The organism is Eubacterium sp., from assembly GCF_057858645.1.
In genome coordinates this window covers 87,932-107,113 of sequence record NZ_DBLZZO010000004.1, presented here as the reverse complement: position 1 = coordinate 107,113, position 19,182 = coordinate 87,932, and the positions used below count along the sequence as shown (strand labels likewise).

18 protein-coding genes and 1 tRNA gene are annotated in these 19,182 nt (G+C 33.5%); 2 read left to right on the top strand and 17 right to left on the bottom strand.

The window, feature by feature from the left end:
- Positions 1-69 precede the first annotated feature (69 nt).
- Positions 70-753, bottom strand: coding sequence for an HAD family hydrolase (locus ACZM4J_RS02545; RefSeq protein WP_022165525.1), 684 nt, complete (start codon positions 751-753; stop codon positions 70-72).
- Between the two features lie 237 nt (positions 754-990).
- Here ACZM4J_RS02545 and ACZM4J_RS02540 point away from each other — a divergent pair, with 237 nt between their 5' ends.
- Complete coding sequence (locus ACZM4J_RS02540; RefSeq protein ID WP_022165526.1) at positions 991-1,716, top strand: class I SAM-dependent methyltransferase; 726 nt, start codon at positions 991-993, stop codon at positions 1,714-1,716.
- Positions 1,717-1,867: 151 nt separating this feature from the next.
- On the opposite strand, the gene ACZM4J_RS02535 is transcribed toward ACZM4J_RS02540, so the two are convergent.
- Complete coding sequence (locus ACZM4J_RS02535; protein ID WP_489485552.1) at positions 1,868-2,710, bottom strand: DegV family protein; 843 nt, start codon at positions 2,708-2,710, stop codon at positions 1,868-1,870.
- A 144-nt stretch (positions 2,711-2,854) separates the two neighbouring features.
- Here ACZM4J_RS02535 and ACZM4J_RS02530 point away from each other — a divergent pair, with 144 nt between their 5' ends.
- Complete coding sequence (locus tag ACZM4J_RS02530; RefSeq protein ID WP_022165528.1) at positions 2,855-3,376, top strand: TetR/AcrR family transcriptional regulator; 522 nt, start codon at positions 2,855-2,857, stop codon at positions 3,374-3,376.
- On the opposite strand, the gene ACZM4J_RS02525 is transcribed toward ACZM4J_RS02530, so the two are convergent.
- The 15 genes from ACZM4J_RS02525 to ACZM4J_RS02455 all read right to left on the bottom strand — a co-directional run bounded on the left by ACZM4J_RS02525 (position 3,369) and on the right by ACZM4J_RS02455 (position 19,166).
- The gene (locus ACZM4J_RS02525) at positions 3,369-3,497 is read right to left on the bottom strand and encodes a hypothetical protein (RefSeq protein WP_302689355.1); all 129 of its coding nucleotides are present in this window, start codon (positions 3,495-3,497) and stop codon (positions 3,369-3,371) included. The genes ACZM4J_RS02530 and ACZM4J_RS02525 overlap by 8 nt on opposite strands.
- Before the next feature lie 426 nt (positions 3,498-3,923).
- A tRNA-Trp gene (locus ACZM4J_RS02520) sits at positions 3,924-3,994 on the bottom strand.
- 47 nt (positions 3,995-4,041) lie between these two features.
- The gene (gene radA, locus ACZM4J_RS02515) at positions 4,042-5,397 is read right to left on the bottom strand and encodes a DNA repair protein RadA (protein ID WP_022165530.1); all 1,356 of its coding nucleotides are present in this window, start codon (positions 5,395-5,397) and stop codon (positions 4,042-4,044) included.
- Positions 5,398-5,468: 71 nt separating this feature from the next.
- The gene (locus ACZM4J_RS02510) at positions 5,469-5,882 is read right to left on the bottom strand and encodes a hypothetical protein (protein ID WP_022165531.1); all 414 of its coding nucleotides are present in this window, start codon (positions 5,880-5,882) and stop codon (positions 5,469-5,471) included.
- A gap of 132 nt (positions 5,883-6,014) precedes the next feature.
- On the bottom strand, positions 6,015-8,534 hold the full coding sequence (locus ACZM4J_RS02505; RefSeq protein ID WP_489485550.1) for an ATP-dependent Clp protease ATP-binding subunit: 2,520 nt from the start codon (positions 8,532-8,534) through the stop codon (positions 6,015-6,017).
- Between the two features lie 115 nt (positions 8,535-8,649).
- Positions 8,650-10,236, bottom strand: coding sequence for a cadherin-like beta sandwich domain-containing protein (locus tag ACZM4J_RS02500; protein ID WP_489485549.1), 1,587 nt, complete (start codon positions 10,234-10,236; stop codon positions 8,650-8,652).
- 46 nt (positions 10,237-10,282) lie between these two features.
- Positions 10,283-11,554, bottom strand: coding sequence for a phosphoribosylamine--glycine ligase (gene purD / locus ACZM4J_RS02495; protein WP_022165534.1), 1,272 nt, complete (start codon positions 11,552-11,554; stop codon positions 10,283-10,285).
- Between the two features lie 127 nt (positions 11,555-11,681).
- Complete coding sequence (gene purN, locus ACZM4J_RS02490) at positions 11,682-12,275, bottom strand: phosphoribosylglycinamide formyltransferase (protein ID WP_412621784.1); 594 nt, start codon at positions 12,273-12,275, stop codon at positions 11,682-11,684.
- Between the two features lie 122 nt (positions 12,276-12,397).
- Positions 12,398-13,423 carry a phosphoribosylformylglycinamidine cyclo-ligase gene (gene purM, locus ACZM4J_RS02485; protein WP_117998605.1) on the bottom strand — a complete coding sequence of 342 codons (1,026 nt, stop codon included), beginning with the start codon at positions 13,421-13,423 and terminating at the stop codon, positions 12,398-12,400.
- 155 nt (positions 13,424-13,578) lie between these two features.
- Positions 13,579-14,079, bottom strand: a complete 501-nt coding sequence (purE, locus tag ACZM4J_RS02480) for a 5-(carboxyamino)imidazole ribonucleotide mutase (protein WP_022165537.1) — start codon at positions 14,077-14,079, stop codon at positions 13,579-13,581.
- Between the two features lie 239 nt (positions 14,080-14,318).
- Positions 14,319-16,322 (bottom strand): aminopeptidase, encoded by a 2,004-nt coding sequence (locus ACZM4J_RS02475; protein ID WP_489485547.1) that lies wholly within the window; start codon positions 16,320-16,322, stop codon positions 14,319-14,321.
- Positions 16,323-16,363: 41 nt separating this feature from the next.
- Complete coding sequence (locus ACZM4J_RS02470; protein ID WP_022165539.1) at positions 16,364-16,726, bottom strand: hypothetical protein; 363 nt, start codon at positions 16,724-16,726, stop codon at positions 16,364-16,366.
- Between the two features lie 45 nt (positions 16,727-16,771).
- On the bottom strand, positions 16,772-17,227 hold the full coding sequence (locus ACZM4J_RS02465; protein WP_022165540.1) for a VanZ family protein: 456 nt from the start codon (positions 17,225-17,227) through the stop codon (positions 16,772-16,774).
- A 20-nt stretch (positions 17,228-17,247) separates the two neighbouring features.
- Positions 17,248-17,928 carry an orotate phosphoribosyltransferase gene (gene pyrE / locus ACZM4J_RS02460; RefSeq protein ID WP_022165541.1) on the bottom strand — a complete coding sequence of 227 codons (681 nt, stop codon included), beginning with the start codon at positions 17,926-17,928 and terminating at the stop codon, positions 17,248-17,250.
- 236 nt (positions 17,929-18,164) lie between these two features.
- Positions 18,165-19,166, bottom strand: a complete 1,002-nt coding sequence (locus tag ACZM4J_RS02455) for a glycosyltransferase family 2 protein (protein WP_489485545.1) — start codon at positions 19,164-19,166, stop codon at positions 18,165-18,167.
- Between the last annotated feature and the right edge of the window lie 16 nt (positions 19,167-19,182).

Genomic DNA, 19,182 nt, shown 5'->3' with positions numbered 1-19,182 from the left:
GCATTATTTCTTTATATATATTTTTTTGCAGATTAGTTCTTTATTCATTATTTTTTGCAGATTAAATCTTTATACACTATTTTCATTTTTCATTTTTACTATATCTAAAATTTCAATTAAATCATCAATCTTATAATCTGCCGGTGACTGATTATAAGAAAATCTATCGTCTTTCTTTGCAACTGTAACAAGGCCTGCTGCTTTTGCTGCCTGAATTCCATAAGTTGAGTCTTCAATCACAAGACACTCCTCTTTGTCTAACCCCAGTTTTGAAACTGTATAGTTATAAATTTCCGGATTAGGCTTGCTCTCCTTAAACATATGACCACTTACAATTAGGTCAATATACGAGCTAACCCCAATTTCTTTTGCCACATGTTTTATGTTATCCATAGGTGATGACGAAGCTATTGCCACAATATAGCCATCTTTCTTTAATGTACTAATAACTTCTTTTACATGAGGATTTGGAATGTCTTTATAAGAAAAGTTTTTTTCTGCTCCTGTCACCTCCCAAAATCTTTCGCACATTTTGTAAACTTCCTGTGGGGACAGATTATCTCCCTTTGCCTGATTCCACCATTTTGCCAAAAGAATTTTCTCCATTTCACCTGAACAGCCCGCCAGAGTGTATATCTCCTCCAAATCCAAATGTATATCATTTGCATCTAAAAAATCCTTAAAACATTTTATATACACAGGCTCGCTATCCACTAATACTCCGTCCTGGTCAAAAATTACTGCTTTTATCATATGACCTCCTTTTTCAAAATCTTTATGTTAAATTTATTTTTAGCCTTACACTGGTTGTATTTAGAACTAATTGTTATTTATAATATACCAGTAATTTGTATGTATTTGTAGGATATTTTTGTATGTAATTCCTATTATATTTTTACGAAATAGAAATTTGCAGATAACTTCCTATTTCATAAAGAGAAAACAAATGCTAAAATAATACACGAAAATGTTAGAAAAGAGGTATTTGTGATGAATAATGAATATGAACAAGCTGAACCTAAAAAGAACATTGACGAAAAAATAGAACGTGATTACGACAGGTCTATTAACATGTGGAACGATGTTTATTCCAAATGCCAAATTGTAGATTTAAAAGGTAAATCTCTTTCTGTTGAGCCAATGTTTGATATATGTCTCGATATTTTTGCAAGCAAATGCAAAAACATATTAGACTTTGGTTGTGGTACAGGAGATGTTATTTTCCAATGCTATGAGTTCGGAAACATGGATTCAGGTCTTGGTATTGATTTATCTGAAACAGGTATTAATTTTGCCAAAGAATTTGCAACCGTAAACAAATACACTAACCTTAATTTTGAGATGGGAGATATTTCATATTTTGATAATTATAACGGCAAACCTTTTGACGGAATCATACTGTCAAACGTTCTAGATGTTATGCCAAAAGATATTGCCTTAAAGACTTTTAAAGGTCTTACAAAACTTCTCGCCCCAAAGGGACTTATGTTTGTAAAATTAAATCCATTTTACGAAAAGACAGATATGAAGCAATGGGGTTTTACTCAAATTAAAGATAATCTTTTTGAAGAAAACGGTATTCTTCGCTATAGAGAATTAGACACTGCCTCCTGGAAACAAAGTTTTGAGAAGCACTATGAAATCATAAGATATCTGGAATTTCCATATCCTTGGCAGGAAGGCATGAATCGCCTGTTTTTATTACAGAAGAAATAATTTACATAAAAATACCGATCCTTAGTTATATGAACATGTATTTAAATCAGCATATCCATACCTAATAAGGGTCGGTACTTTTTATTATAATATTCTATTATTCCAATCTTCTAAAATTCTTATATTGCACTATCTCAATTCTATAAAACTCTTATATTTCATAGGCTAAAATTATGCCACCCATTTCAGCATAAAAACTACATAACCCACTTGTTGGCATTGTTTCTACCTTGCCAACTTCTGTGTGTTCACGTAAATTGTCTAACAAGAACTGAACTTTTTCTTTGTTAAAGCACTGACTTATAACAAGATTGCCACCCTTATATCCATTGGCAAGCATATCCTGAACAGTCTTTTTGTAAATAGCATCTTTTCCTCTAATTTTTCTTAACAACTCGATTTTTCCTTCACTTGAACCCTGACCTAAAATCTTAATGCCAAGCATTCCTGCAAGTTTGCCACTTAAGGCACTTACACGACCATTTTTTACAAGATTGTCGATTGATTCCAAAATAAAGAATGTTTTAATTTTTGTTTTATACTCTTCAACTGCTTCAACTATTTCTTCAAAAGATTTTTCTTTTGCGATCAGTTCCTGAATCTTTCTTACAATAAGTGTTAAGCCGGCTCCTGCTGACTTCGAATCGAATATGTGGATTTTCTTTTCAGGATCATCTTCTAATGCCATGTGTTTTCCAACTGACGCACTACTATAACTGCCTGACAACTCACCTGAAATAGTAACCGCAAACACTTCATCTGCCTGCCTAAAAGCATTATACCATTCCTCAGGACTTGGTGCTGCAGACCCACTTGTTCCATGATATGATTTCATGTCTTCCATAAAAGATTTAATATCCAAATTAAAATCGTCTACATATTCCTTCTCCCCTACTCTTAATCTAAGTGGAACTCCATCCATGTATATATTATTTTCAGTTTTATTTTCTATTACCAAATCGCAACTTGAATCCACGATTATTGCATATTTCATATTAGTCTCCTCTCGACAGCAATATTATCTTTTCTACAAAAAATATGTTATGTAGTATTCATTACTACATACTATTGTACTATTATCTTTGTTATGCTACAATTTACATAAATGTCAAAAATGTAAACATTTGAGAGGATTAATATGAATAAATTTTCCATTAGCAATTATACAAAGCGAAATAAATTCACACGAATGTGTATTGGGGAAGCCATGGTTTCTCTTATGAAAGAAAAATCCTATAGCAAAATTAAAATTTTAGATTTAGCTGTAAAAGCCGGCGTTTCAAGAATGACTTTCTACAAATACTATCACACAAAAGAAGAAGTTCTTGGGGACTACCTTAACGAGATTATTTCAGGCTATGTTGATATATATGATAATGATCCATCTGGTGATTTTCCAAACTATAACAATATGCTTAATGCTCTTGTATACTTCGATAAATATGCCGACTTTTTCGTGGGGCTTGCCAATGCCGGGCTGTATTCTCTGTTAGTCGACGCCACAAACGAATATATGGAAAATAATATTGTACCTAAATACGGCATTTCGCTATACAAAGCCTACTATTTTGCCGGTGCCATTTTGAACACCTTTATCAAATGGGAAGAAAATGGAAAAAAAGAAAGTGCTGAAGAAATTGCAAAAGAATTAGTTAAATAATTATTATTTTATAATCATTAGCATTCTCTATTTGCCTTTGTATTATTCTGACTTTTATTCCTCCATTTACTACTTCTTCATTTAAAATTTCAACAAAATGTTCTACTTTGTCATAATCCACCCAGTCTCCGAAATAGTTTTTTTTCCGCATATTTTGTTTCATCAAAGAACTTCTTATCTAATGTAGACCAAAACAATTTGTTTTCTGTGCCCTTAACATCTATTATTTTGTTTAACTTTCCAACATAAACTTCAAGACAACATTCTTCAAGATAATATGTATTTTCATTATATACAACAATTATATCCTCTCATATCTTCACCCTCATAAAATTTCTTCTCATTAGCCAATAGTATAACATATATTACTGAAATAAAATATTATTCCCTACTACTTATAATTTTCATTATGCGGATTTTTCTCTCAAAAAAGTCCACCAATTTAATCAGAATTCATTAGTAAAAACAAGTAAAAAACAGAATTTTCTTGTACAACAAAAAAAGCCCTTGTTTAAAGGAATCCCTTTAAACAAAGGCTTTTTAATAACAGGGGCACTAGGAATCGAACCCAGCTCTGGAGTTTTGGAGACTCTTATTCTACCGATGAACTATGCCCCTATTGCGTTTAAGCACAAGTATATTTATACCATAACGCACCTAATATGTCAAATGTTTTCTCCAGCTTCTTTTATGTTTTTTACGCCTACTAATTCAATTCCTTCAACGTCTTTTAAAGATTTCACTGATACTGCCGGAAGTATACAGCGTTTGAAGCCCAATTTTTTAGCTTCCATAACTCTCTGTTGTACATTTGATACTGCACGAACTTCTCCCGAAAGACCTACTTCTCCAAACACTAATGTTGCCGGATCTATTGCCCTGTTTTTGTAACTACTAATTAGTGCCATTACCAATGCCAAATCCATTGCCGGCTCATTTACTTTCATACCGCCAGCCACATTAACATAGGCATCGTAGTCGCCCATTTGTATACCCATTCTCTTTTCAATAACTGCCATAAGCAAATTAACTCTGTTATAATCCGTTCCAACTGCTGTTCTTCTTGGCATACCGAAAGCTGTATGATTAATCAATGCCTGCACTTCAACCAAAATAGGTCTTGTTCCTTCCATTAAACACGCAACCACTGAGCCTGACGCGTCAGTAGGGCGTCCCTCAAGCATAAATTCAGATGGATTTAAAACCTGTTCCAGACCTTCCTCTCTCATTTCAAAAACACCAATTTCATTGGTTGAGCCGAATCTGTTTTTTACACCTCGTAAAATACGGTACGCAGCATGTCTGTCTCCTTCAAAATACAAAACCGTATCTACCATGTGCTCTAAAACTCTAGGTCCAGCCACTACACCTTCTTTTGTAACATGACCAACAATAAAAATCGGAATGGTCAGTCCTTTTGCTATTTGCATTAATGTGTTAGTGGATTCTCTTACCTGACTAACACTTCCCGGTGCTGAACTAATATCTTCCCTATAAATTGTCTGAATAGAGTCAATTACTACTGCATCAGGCTTTGTTTCCGTAACAACTGCTTCAATATTATCAAGACTTGTTTCTGATAACAAACTTAAATTATTGCTGAACTCTCCCATTCTGTTTGCTCGAAGCTTAATTTGCTTTAAAGATTCTTCTCCTGAAATATATAATATTTTCTTTCCTGAAGCTGACATGTTTCTACAAACCTGAAGAAGCAATGTTGATTTTCCAATACCAGGATCACCACCAACTAAAATTAAACCTCCCGGCACAACACCACCTCCGAGAACCCTGTCTAATTCACTAAAACCTGTGCTTATTCTTTCTTCATCATCTGCCTTCACTTCATTGATTGTTACAGGCATTGAGTTGGTTATATTTCTTCTTATTATTTTATTTTTAGGACCTTTAGGCTCTTCCACAAAAGTCCCCACCTCTTTACATCCCGGACACTGACCTAGCCATTTTGCTGATTCATATCCGCACTCTTTACAAAAAAATACTGTCTTATCTGCTTTTGCCATTTACTTCCCCTTATTCTATTTTTGAATATTAAGAAAGGCCCTTACGGACCTTTACTTAATCATATATTCAATTACGCTGCAACGACCTTAACTGTTGTCATTACACCTTTCTGTAAGTCTACATCAAATGTAAGCTTTCCACCAATATCTGTCTTTGAAACTCCAAGATCTTTATCATTAACAAATACTTTGTATTCCTTGTTTGCTTCTAATTCTAAAGTAATCTGAGTCTGTCCCATTCCATCTACGAAGAAACTTACTTCATCAGCAGTTTCCTTAAATACGTTTACTGCTGTTCCTGGAAGTGATTCATATACGAATGTTCCGTTTCTTTCTAATTTTGTAATTTCATTCCATGTTTTAACCTTATACATGTCTCCTGAAACTTCAAAATCTGACACCTTCTTCTTTGCATCTAATTCGTAATTTCCAAAGCTAATTGTTCCATTGCTTTCTTTCTTTATTAATTCCTTAATGATTGCCATTTCTTCCTCCTGTAATTATTCGCCGATGCGATTTATCTTAAAATCATTCTATCACACTTATCATATTTTTTCATTAGCTTTCTAGTGTAATAGTCTTGATTTTTTTTATTCAATTAGGGAATTTTAGTCCCTCTATTTTTTCTCTGATTTTTTCTCTGACTCTTTCTTAGATTCTTCCTTAGGCTCCTCTTTTACTTTGAATGTAACATTATTGCTCTTATAGCCAACAGTTACTTTATCTCCTGCCTTCACTTTTTCGGCAAGTACCTCCTCAGCAAGCATATCCTCAACCTTATTCTGAATCATTCTTCTAAGTGGTCTTGCGCCAAACTTCTTGTCGTAACTTTCTTTTGCAAGATAAGTTTTAAGAGATGACGTGAAAGATAAAGCTATATCCATCTGTTCTTTAACCTGCTTTGCAAGATTTTTAAGCATTAATGATACAATACTCTTTACTTCGCTTTCACTTAATGTATGGAAAACAATAATGTCATCAATTCTGTTTAAAAATTCAGGTCTGAACATTAGCTTAACTTCTTCCATAACATTTGCCTTCATCTTTTCGTAGTCGGCTTTTTCTGTATCACCCTGACTGAAGCCTAAATGCTTAGGATCTACTATTCTGTTGGCACCGGCATTACTTGTCATTATGATAATTGTATTCTTAAAACTTACTTTTCTTCCTTTAGAATCTGTAATATGGCCATCATCTAATACCTGTAAAAGTACATTAAATACATCCGGATGTGCCTTTTCTATTTCATCAAAAAGCACTACAGAATATGGGTTCTGTCTAACCTTATCGCTTAACTGACCCCCATCTTCAAATCCAACATATCCCGGTGGTGAGCCAATTAATTTTGACACACTATGTTTCTCCATGTATTCAGACATATCAACTCTGATAATTGAGTCTTCTGTTCCAAAAACTGCCTCTGCCAAAGTTTTAGACAATTCAGTTTTTCCAACACCTGTAGGCCCTAGGAAAAGGAATGAACCAATAGGTCTGTTAGGATTTTTAAGTCCTACTCTACCTCTTCTTACAGCCTTAGCAACTGCACTTACGGCTTCTTCCTGCCCTATCATTCTCTTGTGTAAAACTTTTTCCAAATCAAGAAGTCTCTTCTGCTCGTTTTTCTCAAGTCTTGTTACAGGTATACCTGTCCACATTGCAACAACTTCCTCAATTGAGTTTTCTGTTATAATAGGGCGGAACTCTTCTTCTGTGCCTTCCCATTTTGCAATTGCCTTGTTTAACTTGTTCTGAGCCTTGTCCAGTTGCTTCTTTATTTCTGTTGCACTCTTAAAATCAGCATGTCTTACACACATTTCAAGTTCTAAGTTAAGTTCTGCAATATCAATTTCCTTATCTTTTACAGACTTTGGTTTTGGCACTTCCCTAATTCGCATTTTTGAACATGCTTCATCAATTAAATCTATTGCCTTATCAGGTAAATTTCTGTCGTTAATATATCTTGATGATAATTTTACCGCTGCCCTAATTGCCTCATCTGAGATTGTAACGTTATGAAAATCTTCATAAGCAGATTTTAGACCTTTTAGTATTTCCACAGCCTGTTCTTCAGTTGGTTCCTCAACTGTTACCGGCTGAAATCTTCTCTCTAAAGCTGCATCTTTTTCGAAATATTTTCTAAATTCAGAAATTGTAGTTGCCCCAATAACCTGCAAATTGCCCTTAGTTAATGAAGGTTTCAAAATATTTGACGCATCCATTGAGCCTTCTGCTCCACCGGCACCTACTATTGTATGAATTTCATCTATAAATAAAATTATGTTTCCTGAATTTTGTACTTCATCAATTATGTTTTTTAATCTTTCTTCAAACTCACCTCTGTATTTGGAACCGGCTACTGCTCCTGATAAATCAAGGCTGAAAATTCTTTTGCCAGCCATTGTTTTGGGAACTGTTCCTTCACAAATACGCCATGCAATAGCCTCAACAATTGCAGTCTTACCAACGCCAGGTTCACCAATTAAGCATGGGTTGTTCTTTGTTCTTCTGCTTAATATCTGGATAATTCTTCCTATTTCATTTTCACGTCCAACTACAGGATCAAGTTTGTTCGCCTTTGCCTCGGCTGTTAAATCCCTACCGTACTTTTCCAAAGTAGGTATGGGACTTGCCTGAACTGCACTTCTGCCCCTCTTTGCAGGCTTAATGTAGTTTTTAACTTCGTTTGCATCTCTATTTGTCAAATTAAGAATATCCACACAAACTTTTTTCAAATTAATGCCAAAGCTTGCTAATATGCAATGTGCTTCACAATCAGGATCAGCTAATATTGCCAAAAGAACATGTTCTGTTCCTATTTGTGGAATCCCCTGACTTGCAGCTTCCTCAGCAGCTCTGCCAAGTAATACGTGTGCTCTGTTTGAAGGCATTATATTTTTTGCTCTGGTTTTTGAACGTACCCTTGATTTTATTCCCATATCGTCTTCGATTGCGTTAATAATATCCTTGTACATTAAGTTGTAATTATATAAAATATTGGCAGCCACTCCATCTGTAACTTTTGCAATACCTGCCAAAATATGCTCTGTTCCAATGTAATCCATTCCCAAGTCAATTGCCACATCTTTTGCATATCCGATTGCTTCAATTGTCTGTCTGGTAAATCTACTACTTTCCATATGCATCCCTCCATATTAGTCTAGGATTTTAATATACTCTAAAAATGTGTACATTATTTTACGATTTTTTAAATAAAGGGCAATTCTCATGAAAGAATTGCCCTTTAATCTTACGTTAATCTAAATCGATAAATTCGAAATCATCATCATCGTCATCGTCATCAAAATCAATTTCTGAATCATCGTATGCATCGATTTCTTCTGATTTATTTACCTCTTCAGCACTGCTTTCTGCGCTATCATTAATCTGTTCTGCATCAATAGTAATTGTATTATCATTTGGAAGTTCCTCTACAGGTTCATCAATTTCCTTCGCTACTTCGTTTGCTATCTCTGCTTCTAAAGCTTTTTCGATATCAACAAGTTCATCTGAATCAATGTCAGCTTCCTTTAATTCTTCAACTTCTTCAGGAGCTTCTTTTACTTCTTCCTTTGAAGGTTCAGCAACTTGCTTTGCTTCTGCTTCCTCTTCTTCAATTGATACTCCTGAATCAATATCATCTTCGTCTTCTTCGTATTTTTTCTTTTTGTTTTCTTTTTTAGCTTTCTTTTCAGCCTTCTTCTGGGCTTTCTTTTCTTTCTTTGGATCTTTTAATTCATCCTCTGAATATGTCTTTTTAATTTTCTTTTCTTTTTTGCTTATGCCTAAATTAATAGATACAAAAATTAAAATAACGATTACTACTGCTAATCCGCATAAAATTTTAATTAAAACATTGTACTTGTCAACTAACTGGTTGTACTGTTTCTGTAAATTGTTATATGCCTTAGCTGCTGCTTCTGACTGCTGGTTTGCGTCTGATGATGTTAAATATCTCTGTAAACATTTTTCGTTATCATCATAGCTGTATAAATTAGTATCACCATTCCAGTTCATTGCATACACAAGATACATTCCTTCATCTTCATCAAGTACCCATGCTTTAACTTCCTGATCAATAATTGTAACTTTCTTTTTATCGTAAGCTTTTACAATTCCGTCTACCTTCTTAGGCTGTACAATTGTGTACATTCTGCTCTTTATTTTAATATTGCTCATTGGGTAGAACTTTTTCTGGCTCTTATCATAAATATAAAAACCTGATGTTTCATCACCCTTTAAATAAAAAGCTGTTAATTCCTTAACGTCTCCCTTAATGCAAGTATAACTGTTTCCATTATACTTTGCTGTACTCTTTGAAAATCCTTCAGGAATTTCTGACTTTTTAAATGATTCTGAAATAGTAAATGTATTCTTTCCAACCTTTACTGTAGAATCAGTTGCAGTCTTCTTTGAAGTTTTCTTTTTTGTGCTACTTGAGTCTTTATATGTTGAATCTTCTGCTTCTGTTAATTTCTTTGTTTTCAAAGTATACTTTTGAACAGCTCCTGTTGATGATGTAACATCAACTATTGTTAAATTATCACCAGTATCCATTACAGTATTAATACCATCTTTTTCTACTGACCACTGTGATGTGCTGTCCTTTGCAGTTGCCTCAATCTTAATAGACTTTACTGTTGACTTAACTGTTAAGTTATATTCGTATGTAGTTGAATTAAAATCTAAAGGCACCTCTGTCTGATTTCCTGAATTGTCAATTGCATAAACTTTTAAATCTGACAAATCAGTTGTTTCATCAGCACTAACTGTAAAAATCATTGTAACCATCATAGCAGACATTGCAGCTATCATAATTAGCAGGCTTTTTAACTTCTTCATTCTTATTTCCTTTCTTCTCCTGTATTCTATACAAGCTTTTTAATTATTATGCTTCATCAATTGCTTTACCAATATCATTACGCATATATTTATTTTCAAAATCAATAAGTTTTGTTGCTTCGTAAGCGTTTGCTCTTGCCTCTTTTAAGTCTTTACCTTTTGCTGTAACACCAAGAACTCGACCACCATTAGTTACTATTTTTCCATTATCTAATTTTGTTCCTGCATGGAAAACATAATAACCTTCCTTGTTTTCAAACTTCTCAAGACCTTTGATTTCAAATCCTTTTTCATAAGAAACAGGGTAACCGTCACTTGCAAGTACAACACAAACTGCTGCGTTGTCTTCAAACTGTAAATCAATCTGATCTAATGTTCCATCAATACAAGCTTCAAATACATCAATAATGTCATTCTTCATTCTTGGAAGAACTACCTGGGCTTCAGGATCACCAAATCTTGCATTGTATTCTAATACTTTTGGTCCATCTTCTGTGAGCATTAAGCCAAAGAAAATAATTCCCTTGAATTCTCTTCCTTCTGACGCCATGGCATCAACTGTAGCCTGGTAAACATATTTCTTACAAAACTCGTCAACTTCTTCTGTATAGAATGGACTTGGTGAAAATGTTCCCATACCCCCTGTGTTAAGTCCCTGGTCGCCATCTTTTGCTCTCTTATGGTCCTGAGCTGATGTCATAATTTTAATTGTTTTTCCATCAACAAAAGAAAGAACTGAAACTTCACGACCTGTCATAAATTCTTCAATAACAATTGTGTTACCTGCATTACCGAATTTTTTGTCTAACATTAATTCCTTAACGCCATCCATTGCTTCTTCTTTTGTATTACAAATTAAAACACCTTTTCCAAGAGCTAATCCGTCAGCTTTTAAAACAATAGGATATTTTGAAGTTTCAAGATACTTCATTGCTTCTTCCGGTGTATCAAAATTTTCATAAGCTGCTGTAGGAATATTGTATTTCTTCATTAAGTCCTTTGAAAATGCTTTTGAACCTTCTAATATAGCTGCATTTTCTCTTGGACCAAACACTCTAAGTCCTGCTTCTTCAAACTTATCAACAATTCCTCCAACTAAAGGATCGTCCATACCAACAACTGTTAAATCTATTTCGTTGTTTTTTGCAAATTCTACTAATTTATCAAATTCCATTGCCCCTATGTTTACACATTCTGCAATCTGTCCTATGCCGGCATTTCCAGGGGCACAATATATTTTGTCCACCTTTGAACTTTTGGCTACTGCTGTTGCAATGGCATGTTCTCTTCCGCCGCTTCCTACAATAAGAACTTTCATTTCAATCTCCTCTCTTTTCGCTATTCTGGTTGAGTTTTGCCCAAAGCGTATTACGAAAGCACGCTCCCACTGCTTTCGAAATATATTTTTTCATAAATGCTAACCTAAAAGCGTACTATATTTGTGTTTACAATAAATTGTTTGCAATTGCGTTGATGGCTTGTGGAAGTATTTTCCACTCTGCCTGTTCCATTACACGTTTCTGCAAAGTTTCAGGTGTATCGTCAGATAAAACTTCTACTGCCTTCTGATAAATTATTGGGCCAGTGTCTGTTCCTTCATCTACGAAATGAACTGTAGCTCCTGTAACTTTTACTCCGCGTTCTAATGCTTTTTCATGTACATGTAATCCATAGAAACCATTTCCACAGAAAGATGGTATAAGTGATGGATGTACATTTATAATTTTATTTCTATATTTTGCTATTAATTCCGGTGGTAATACTACTAAGAATCCGGCTAACACAATTAAGTCTAAATTGTATGAATCAATTTTTTCGATTAATGCTTTGTTGAATTCTTCTCTTGTTTCGTAATCTTTTACACAAACACATTCTGCTGCAATGTTGTTTTCTTTTGCTCTTGTTAATGCGTATGCGTCTTTTTTGTTACTTATAACAACTTCTAATGATGCATTAGTTATTGTTTTGTTTTTTACGGCATCAATAATTGCCTGTAAATTAGTTCCACCACCTGAAACTAAAACTCCTACTCTAATCATAATAACCTCTTTTGATTAAATGCTGTTTGTTTCAATTATGTGTCAATTACAACTGTCTCAAGCTAATTCAAAACTAATCTGAAATTAATTTAAAGCTCAACTAAAGTTAATTTTAACTTATTTTAAACTAATTCTACGCCCTTTTCGCCTTCAACAACTTCACCTACTACGAAGCACTTTTCTCCTGCTTTTGTGATGGCTTCCATTGTCTTATCTACGTCAGCTTCATCAACAGCTAATAACATACCAATCCCCATGTTATATGTGTTGTACATCATTTCTTCTGCAATATCACCAGTCTTCTGAAGTAATTTAAAGATTGGTGGAATTTCATAAGAATCTTTCTTAACTACTGCCTTAACATTTTCAGGAAGCATTCTTGGAATGTTTTCATAGAAGCCACCACCTGTAATATGGCTGCAACCATGAATCTTAACACCTGCGTCCTTAATTGAGTTAAGGGCTTTTACATATATAATTGTTGGAGCAAGTAAAGCTTCTCCTAAAGTTGTTCCTAATTCATCATAGTATTTGTTAAGTGACTCTTCTGTCATGTCAAATACTTTTCTTACTAATGAGAATCCGTTACTATGTACACCTGATGAAGCAATTCCAATAAGTTTGTCTCCAGGCTTAATGTCTTCTCCTGTAACTAAATCCTTCTTATCTACAACACCTACTGCAAATCCTGCTAAATCATAATCATCTTCAGGCATAAGTCCTGGATGTTCTGCTGTTTCTCCACCGATTAAAGCACATCCTGACTGTTTACAACCTTCAGCAACACCTTTTACAATCTCAGCAATCTTTTCAGGATAGTTTTTACCACATGCGATGTAGTCTAAGAAGAATAATGGTTCTCCACCACCACAAACTATATCGTTTACGCACATAGCTACACAATCAATACCGATTGTATCATGTTTATCTAAAACAAAAGCAAGCTTAATCTTTGTTCCTACGCCGTCTGTTCCTGATACTAAAATTGGTTCTTCCATATTCTTAAAAGCACTCATATCAAATGCACCGGCAAAACCACCAATACCACCTAAAACTTCAGGTCTTACTGTTTCTTTAATAGAACCTTTAATTAATTCTACTGACTTGTAACCTGCTTCAATATCTACGCCTGCCTTCTTGTAATCCATTTTCTTACTTCCTCCTAAATGTTGATTTAAAATAATAATGTTGTTTCAATAATATTCTTGTTTCAATAATATTCTCTAAGCAATTATGACTTAGTGGCTCCAACGCCTTAATCTCTTAATTTATCTCAGAAAATATTACAAGGTTATATAATGCCTTAGTATGCTTTATATCCTACTTCTTTTAATTTAGCGTCTTTTGCTACTACTTCAGATTTCATTTCATCTGCGTAATTTTTTATTTTTTCTAAAAGAGCATCATCTGATGTTGCTAAAATCTGTGCTGCTAAAATACCTGCGTTCTGACCGCCGTTAATTGCAACTGTTGCAACAGGTACACCTGATGGCATCTGAACTATTGAATATAAAGAATCAACTCCACCTAAATCTGATGTTTTCATTGGAATTCCAATTACAGGCATTTTAAATAATGCTGCACACATACCAGGTAAATGAGCTGCTTTTCCAGCTCCTGCGATAATAACTTTGATTCCTCTTTCTTCAGCACCCTTTGCCCATTCAAAGAAAATATCAGGTTCTCTATGAGCTGAAATAATTGTCATCTCATATTCAATACCAAATTTTTCCAACATGTCTGCTGCCTTGCTCATGATAGGCATATCTGAATCACTACCCATTACAATACCAACTTTTGCCATTTTGCTCTCCTTTTTCTCATAAACTTTGTATAGTTAAATTTATAGTTAAATGCCTGTCATCTAATAAACAACAAGCAAAAATCGACTTTTATTTTATCATAAAACCACTATTTCGAAAAGATAATATAATGTTTATTACAAGATATTTTCTTTATTTTTGTATACATTTTCGTTTAAATGTATTGTTTTCTTTATTTAATTTGTTTTCCCTATTAATTTGTTTTCTTTATTTTTAAATTTTATTTAAGTGGTTCATTTAACAATTCGCAACCTGCTAAAACAAATCTGCCATCTCTTATTATGTCAATTTCTTCTCCGTCTTTAGTTACAGCAACAATTTCTCCTAACTCATCATAAGGAATTGTTATATCTGTATGGCAACTGAAATATGCCTTGTCAATATCTGTTTTTCTAAGGGCTGAAACTTCGTTTTCTTTTGCAATAATTTCTTTTCCATTAGGATTGTGAAGTTCCACATCTTCCTCAAAAGAATAGCATGTATCACCTACTGCAAAATGAGGACCCATTTTTTCAACAATTAATATTGGAAGTTTGTACACTACATCAAACTTATTTGCAATTGCATAAGCTGTAGTATTCGTTCCAATGGCAAACTCTCCAATAGGAAGTGTTTCGTGGTTGTACATTACATTTTCTTTAATGTACTTTTTGTTTTCCTCTTCTGTCTGGAAATTTTTGCAGGTATAGTCTGCAATCATTCCATCTTCAAATTTTATTTCTAAATCTTTATATTTCAATTCACCTAAATAAACTTCACTTACATGTAATACACCATTTGTTCCCTTTAGAACAGGTGATGTAAATACTTCACCTAAAGGAATGTTTACGTCGGCAAGACAATTTTCAAAATTAGTTTCTTTTTCAGGATTTTTAAGTTCATGTAGTTTTACATTAATATAGGTTCTGTTATCTCCTTTGCCCACAACCCTTACATAATCTGCTTTGTCTAATTCATCAATTATTTTATTCTGAATTATTTCGTATTTTTCTGAATCAAGTGTATTAATCTTCACTGTTGCATCAAACATTTCCTTAAAGTTGTGGCCAAACTCAGGGATTGGAAAAGCAATAATTGTAAAACTTCTCTCGTCCCCCGGAATATGTTCCTGCACGATTCTCTGGTATTCATTAATATAGCCTGCACTTAATTTCTGCTGTTCCTTTGTTAACTTGTAAGCTTCTTTTTTGCTTTCAGGCTCAAATGGATTTTCACCAAATATTTCTATAACAGCCGGGCCTGCCATCTTTAGTGCCAAATCTTTTCTGTTTTCAAAAGCCTGTTTTGCCACTTCTAACTTGCGCTTAACAAAAGCCTTATCAAGATATAATGCCTCATCAAACTTATGGTCAAACCAATACTGTTTATTGCACATTGTGCTTCCATATCCTAATGGATAAATTATTGGTTTAAGCCCCATTTTTTCAAAATCTAATATTGCTGATTTAATAATCCTCTCAAAACCAATATTATATCTAATATCTACAGTATCCTTAATTGACAAATCTTTCCCTGCAATAACGAAGCCTTTTCTATAGCCTTCTGTGTAAACATGCGCCAAACTATCAATCTCACTTTGGCTCAAGCTGTTAAGATACTGTGCCATTCCAATTTCATTTGCACCAATATGCTCTCCATACATGTACAAATATCTAATGTCATTTAAATCACTGTTCATTACAATATCAACTGCAAAAGTTCTTTTCGGATTAACTCTCCAGTCAACCATGTCATCAACAAAAATTTCTGTATTATCTTTTTCAAATGAATACACAGCCTCTTCTATGCTTCGATATTCTAACTCTTCAGAATTTTCAAAATAATAGAATAGCTCTATAAATAACTCAATTCTTAAAGTTACAATTTCAAGTTCCTGTCTATACACATTGCCCATTAGATCTCTGATTTTTTTGTAAACATAGCATAGAATTCTGCCGTATTCTTCTCCCAGTTCTTCACAGGCAAACTTTGGATTAGCCAAAGATGTTTCATAATTTTCTTTATAAATGTCTTCATAAAGTTCGTAATTTAATTGTTCTAATTGCTCTGTGGTATATTCCTTTAATCTGCCACTTTCAATTTCATCTTTTACAGAATTTAATTTCAAAATAAATTTAGCAACCTTACTAAAATATTCCTGATATTTTTCATTGCTAATATTTTCTGTTGAAATTTCTTTTATTCTTTCAATTGCAATCTCATAACGCTCTCTAACTATATCCATTTCATTCCTCTTTGCTTAGTTTTATTTTTTAATAAATTGAATTATACATAGATTAAATAAAGTCCTAAAATAAAAATCCATATTGCGGCATTTCCTATTGTACCTATGTATGTGTATCTTAAAAATCGGTTTTCTTCACTAAAACTCTTTAACCCTACTGCGAATCCCCAGGCTGAAACAATGAGAGAAACTAAAACCATAAGTCCTACGTAAACACCTGCCTTGCCTTTTAACGCTATTGATATTGCCACTGCAAGCACAATTATTAAAAGACTAATAAGGCCCATAACTGTAGACTTCTTGCCACCTTTTGTATATTTTCTAAGTGGTATATGTTTCTCTGGTTTGTCCCCTTTTTCATCTAATTTTATTTTTTTCTTTTTATCCCAAAATTTTATACTCATATCTTTACTTCTTATAAGCCGGCTTTTATCTAAGTAAAAACAAGCTTATATATGTTTCCTTAATTTAGTTAATTTCAAGAAGATATATCCTAATAAACCTCCTATAGTATTAAGAAATATATCATCAACATCAAATGCTCCTACTTTTGTAACTAACTGTGCTGTTTCTATTCCTATACTAAAAAGCATTGCTAAAAATGTAACACTTAAGAAATTTTTAAATACACTTCTTTTTGATACCATTGGAAGTAAAAATCCAAATGGCATAAAACATACAACATTTCCTAAAAGATTAATTATTGTTATATTCCATCCATAAGTATGACGCATATTCCAAAAACGTGTAATCTCTTTAAATAATGTGAGATTATATCGGTACTGATCACTAACCATGGTTCTGTCTAGCGTTTCAGAAAAAAACATAAAATAAAGCGCCAATATCATGTATGCCACAAAAAATATTCTTCCAAAAATGCGAACTTTTCTAGTTGCCTTTGTCACTTTTCTATTCTCCTAATGGATTATTTTGCACCATACTGTGCATAGTATTTGTCAATTGCTTCTTTTATTTCATCATCAATTACAACTTTTCCATTACATTCCTTATTGTAAAGATGCTCTACAACATCAGACATTGTAACAATTGCATTTGTTTCAAATCCATAAAGGTCTTTTACTTCGTCAAGAGCGCACTTCTCTCCACCCTTACCAACTTCCATTCTGTCAAGAGAAACCATAAGACCAACAATTGTCACATCTGCTGCACCTTTTACCTTTGGAACTGTTTCTTCCATTGACTTACCTGAAGTTGTAACATCTTCAATCATTACTACTCTGTCACCATCTTTTAAATTGCTACCAAGGAAGTTTCCTTTGTCTGCACCATGGTCCTTTTCTTCTTTTCTATCTGAACAATAACGGATTTCTTTTCCATATAATTCATTAAAAGCAATTGCTGTTACAACTGCAAGTGGAATTCCCTTGTATGCAGGTCCGAAAAGCACATCAAAGTCATCACCATATCTGTCATGAATTGCCTTTGCATAATACTGACCTAATCTGTGAAGCTGTGAACCTGTTACATAGGCTCCTGCATTCATGAAAAATGGAGACTTTCTACCACTCTTAAGTGTAAACTCTCCAAATTTTAAAACATCACTTTCTACCATAAATTCTATAAATTCCTTCTTATATGCTTCCATTATATAATTTCTCCTTTATCTTTAGGCTCTTTGACCTTTTTATTTCAACTTATCTGATATCTTCTGCTAATTTTGATATAATTTTCTCAATTTAGCATTAGCCAATATATCCTTTTTATCTTACCACGAAAAGCTAAGTTTCACAATGCGTTAAAAATTGTATTTTTTCTAACAAACAAAAAGGAACCATAAAACTTATTTGTCTTACAGTTCTTTTTTTACTTTATTATATGTAATTATTTAATTTTCTTTATATCCTCGCCATTTGTTTCATCAATTATAAAATGTGGCCTTTTCTTAACTTCCATGTATGTTTTTGACAAATACTGTCCCATAATGCCCATACAGAAAAGTTGGATTCCACCGATAAAAGTAATTATGCAGGCAAGTGATGGCCAACCGTCTACGGGATCACCCCATATTGCTTTTCTAACTACAATTAAAACAATTGCAATAAAAGAAACAAATGTAAACAGTAATCCTATAACTGATGCAATTTGTAGTGGTGCATTGGAGAAGTTGAAAATTCCGTCAAGTGAATATTTAAATAATTTCCAAAAATTCCACTTTGTTTCTCCTGCTGCTCTCTCAACATTTTCAAATGGTAACCACTTTGTCTTAAAGCCAATCCAACCAAAAATTCCTTTTGAAAATCTGTTCTGTTCTCCCATTGCCACAATGGCCTCCACCATTTCTCTTTTCATTAATCTAAAATCTCTTGCTCCGTCCACTACGTCAGCATCAGAAATTTTGTTGATTAATTTGTAAAATTTGCGGGCGAAAAAAGAACGGATTTTTGGTTCTCCCTGTCTTGTAACTCTTCTTGTTGCAACACTGTCATATTCACCGCTTTCAAGGTAAGTTACCATTTCAGGTAAAAGTGCCGGTGGGTCCTGCATGTCCGCATCCATAACCGCAACATAATCACCTGCTGCATTGCAAAAACCTGCATACATTGCAGCTTCTTTTCCAAAGTTTTTGGAAAATGATAAATACACAACTCTGTCATCTTCCTTAGCCATCATCTTTAATATTTCAAGAGTTTTGTCCTTTAAGCCATCATTTACAAACAAAAATTCAAAATCATATTTTGGCATTTTGCCCGTAACTTTTTTCAATTCTTCATGTAATATTCCAAGTACTTCTTCTTCGTTATAGCATGGAATTATTAAAGATATTTTTTTCTTTTTAATTTCATTTTTCTTTTCGATTTTATTTTTTTCTTTTATTTCTTCCATTTCAAGCCCTTCCATT

Excerpts from the sequence above, each read along its gene's own strand:
- ACZM4J_RS02505 (WP_489485550.1), bottom strand. The coding sequence starts at position 8,534 with ATGGAAAGTAGTAGATTTACCAGACAGACAATTGAAGCAATCGGATAT.
- purN (WP_412621784.1), bottom strand. The coding sequence starts at position 12,275 with ATGATTAGAGTAGGAGTTTTAGTTTCAGGTGGTGGAACTAATTTACAG.
- ACZM4J_RS02455 (WP_489485545.1), bottom strand. The coding sequence starts at position 19,166 with ATGGAAGAAATAAAAGAAAAAAATAAAATCGAAAAGAAAAATGAAATT.
- ACZM4J_RS02475 (WP_489485547.1), bottom strand. The coding sequence starts at position 16,322 with ATGGATATAGTTAGAGAGCGTTATGAGATTGCAATTGAAAGAATAAAA.
- ACZM4J_RS02510 (WP_022165531.1), bottom strand. The coding sequence starts at position 5,882 with ATGGCAATCATTAAGGAATTAATAAAGAAAGAAAGCAATGGAACAATT.
- ACZM4J_RS02535 (WP_489485552.1), bottom strand. The coding sequence starts at position 2,710 with ATGAAATATGCAATAATCGTGGATTCAAGTTGCGATTTGGTAATAGAA.
- purD (WP_022165534.1), bottom strand. The coding sequence starts at position 11,554 with ATGAAAGTTCTTATTGTAGGAAGCGGCGGAAGAGAACATGCCATTGCA.
- ACZM4J_RS02470 (WP_022165539.1), bottom strand. The coding sequence starts at position 16,726 with ATGAGTATAAAATTTTGGGATAAAAAGAAAAAAATAAAATTAGATGAA.
- purE (WP_022165537.1), bottom strand. The coding sequence starts at position 14,079 with ATGGCAAAAGTTGGTATTGTAATGGGTAGTGATTCAGATATGCCTATC.
- purM (WP_117998605.1), bottom strand. The coding sequence starts at position 13,423 with ATGGATTACAAGAAGGCAGGCGTAGATATTGAAGCAGGTTACAAGTCA.
- ACZM4J_RS02500 (WP_489485549.1), bottom strand. The coding sequence starts at position 10,236 with ATGAAGAAGTTAAAAAGCCTGCTAATTATGATAGCTGCAATGTCTGCT.
- ACZM4J_RS02545 (WP_022165525.1), bottom strand. The coding sequence starts at position 753 with ATGATAAAAGCAGTAATTTTTGACCAGGACGGAGTATTAGTGGATAGC.
- ACZM4J_RS02530 (WP_022165528.1), top strand. The coding sequence starts at position 2,855 with ATGAATAAATTTTCCATTAGCAATTATACAAAGCGAAATAAATTCACA.
- pyrE (WP_022165541.1), bottom strand. The coding sequence starts at position 17,928 with ATGGAAGCATATAAGAAGGAATTTATAGAATTTATGGTAGAAAGTGAT.
- radA (WP_022165530.1), bottom strand. The coding sequence starts at position 5,397 with ATGGCAAAAGCAGATAAGACAGTATTTTTTTGTAAAGAGTGCGGATAT.
- ACZM4J_RS02540 (WP_022165526.1), top strand. The coding sequence starts at position 991 with ATGAATAATGAATATGAACAAGCTGAACCTAAAAAGAACATTGACGAA.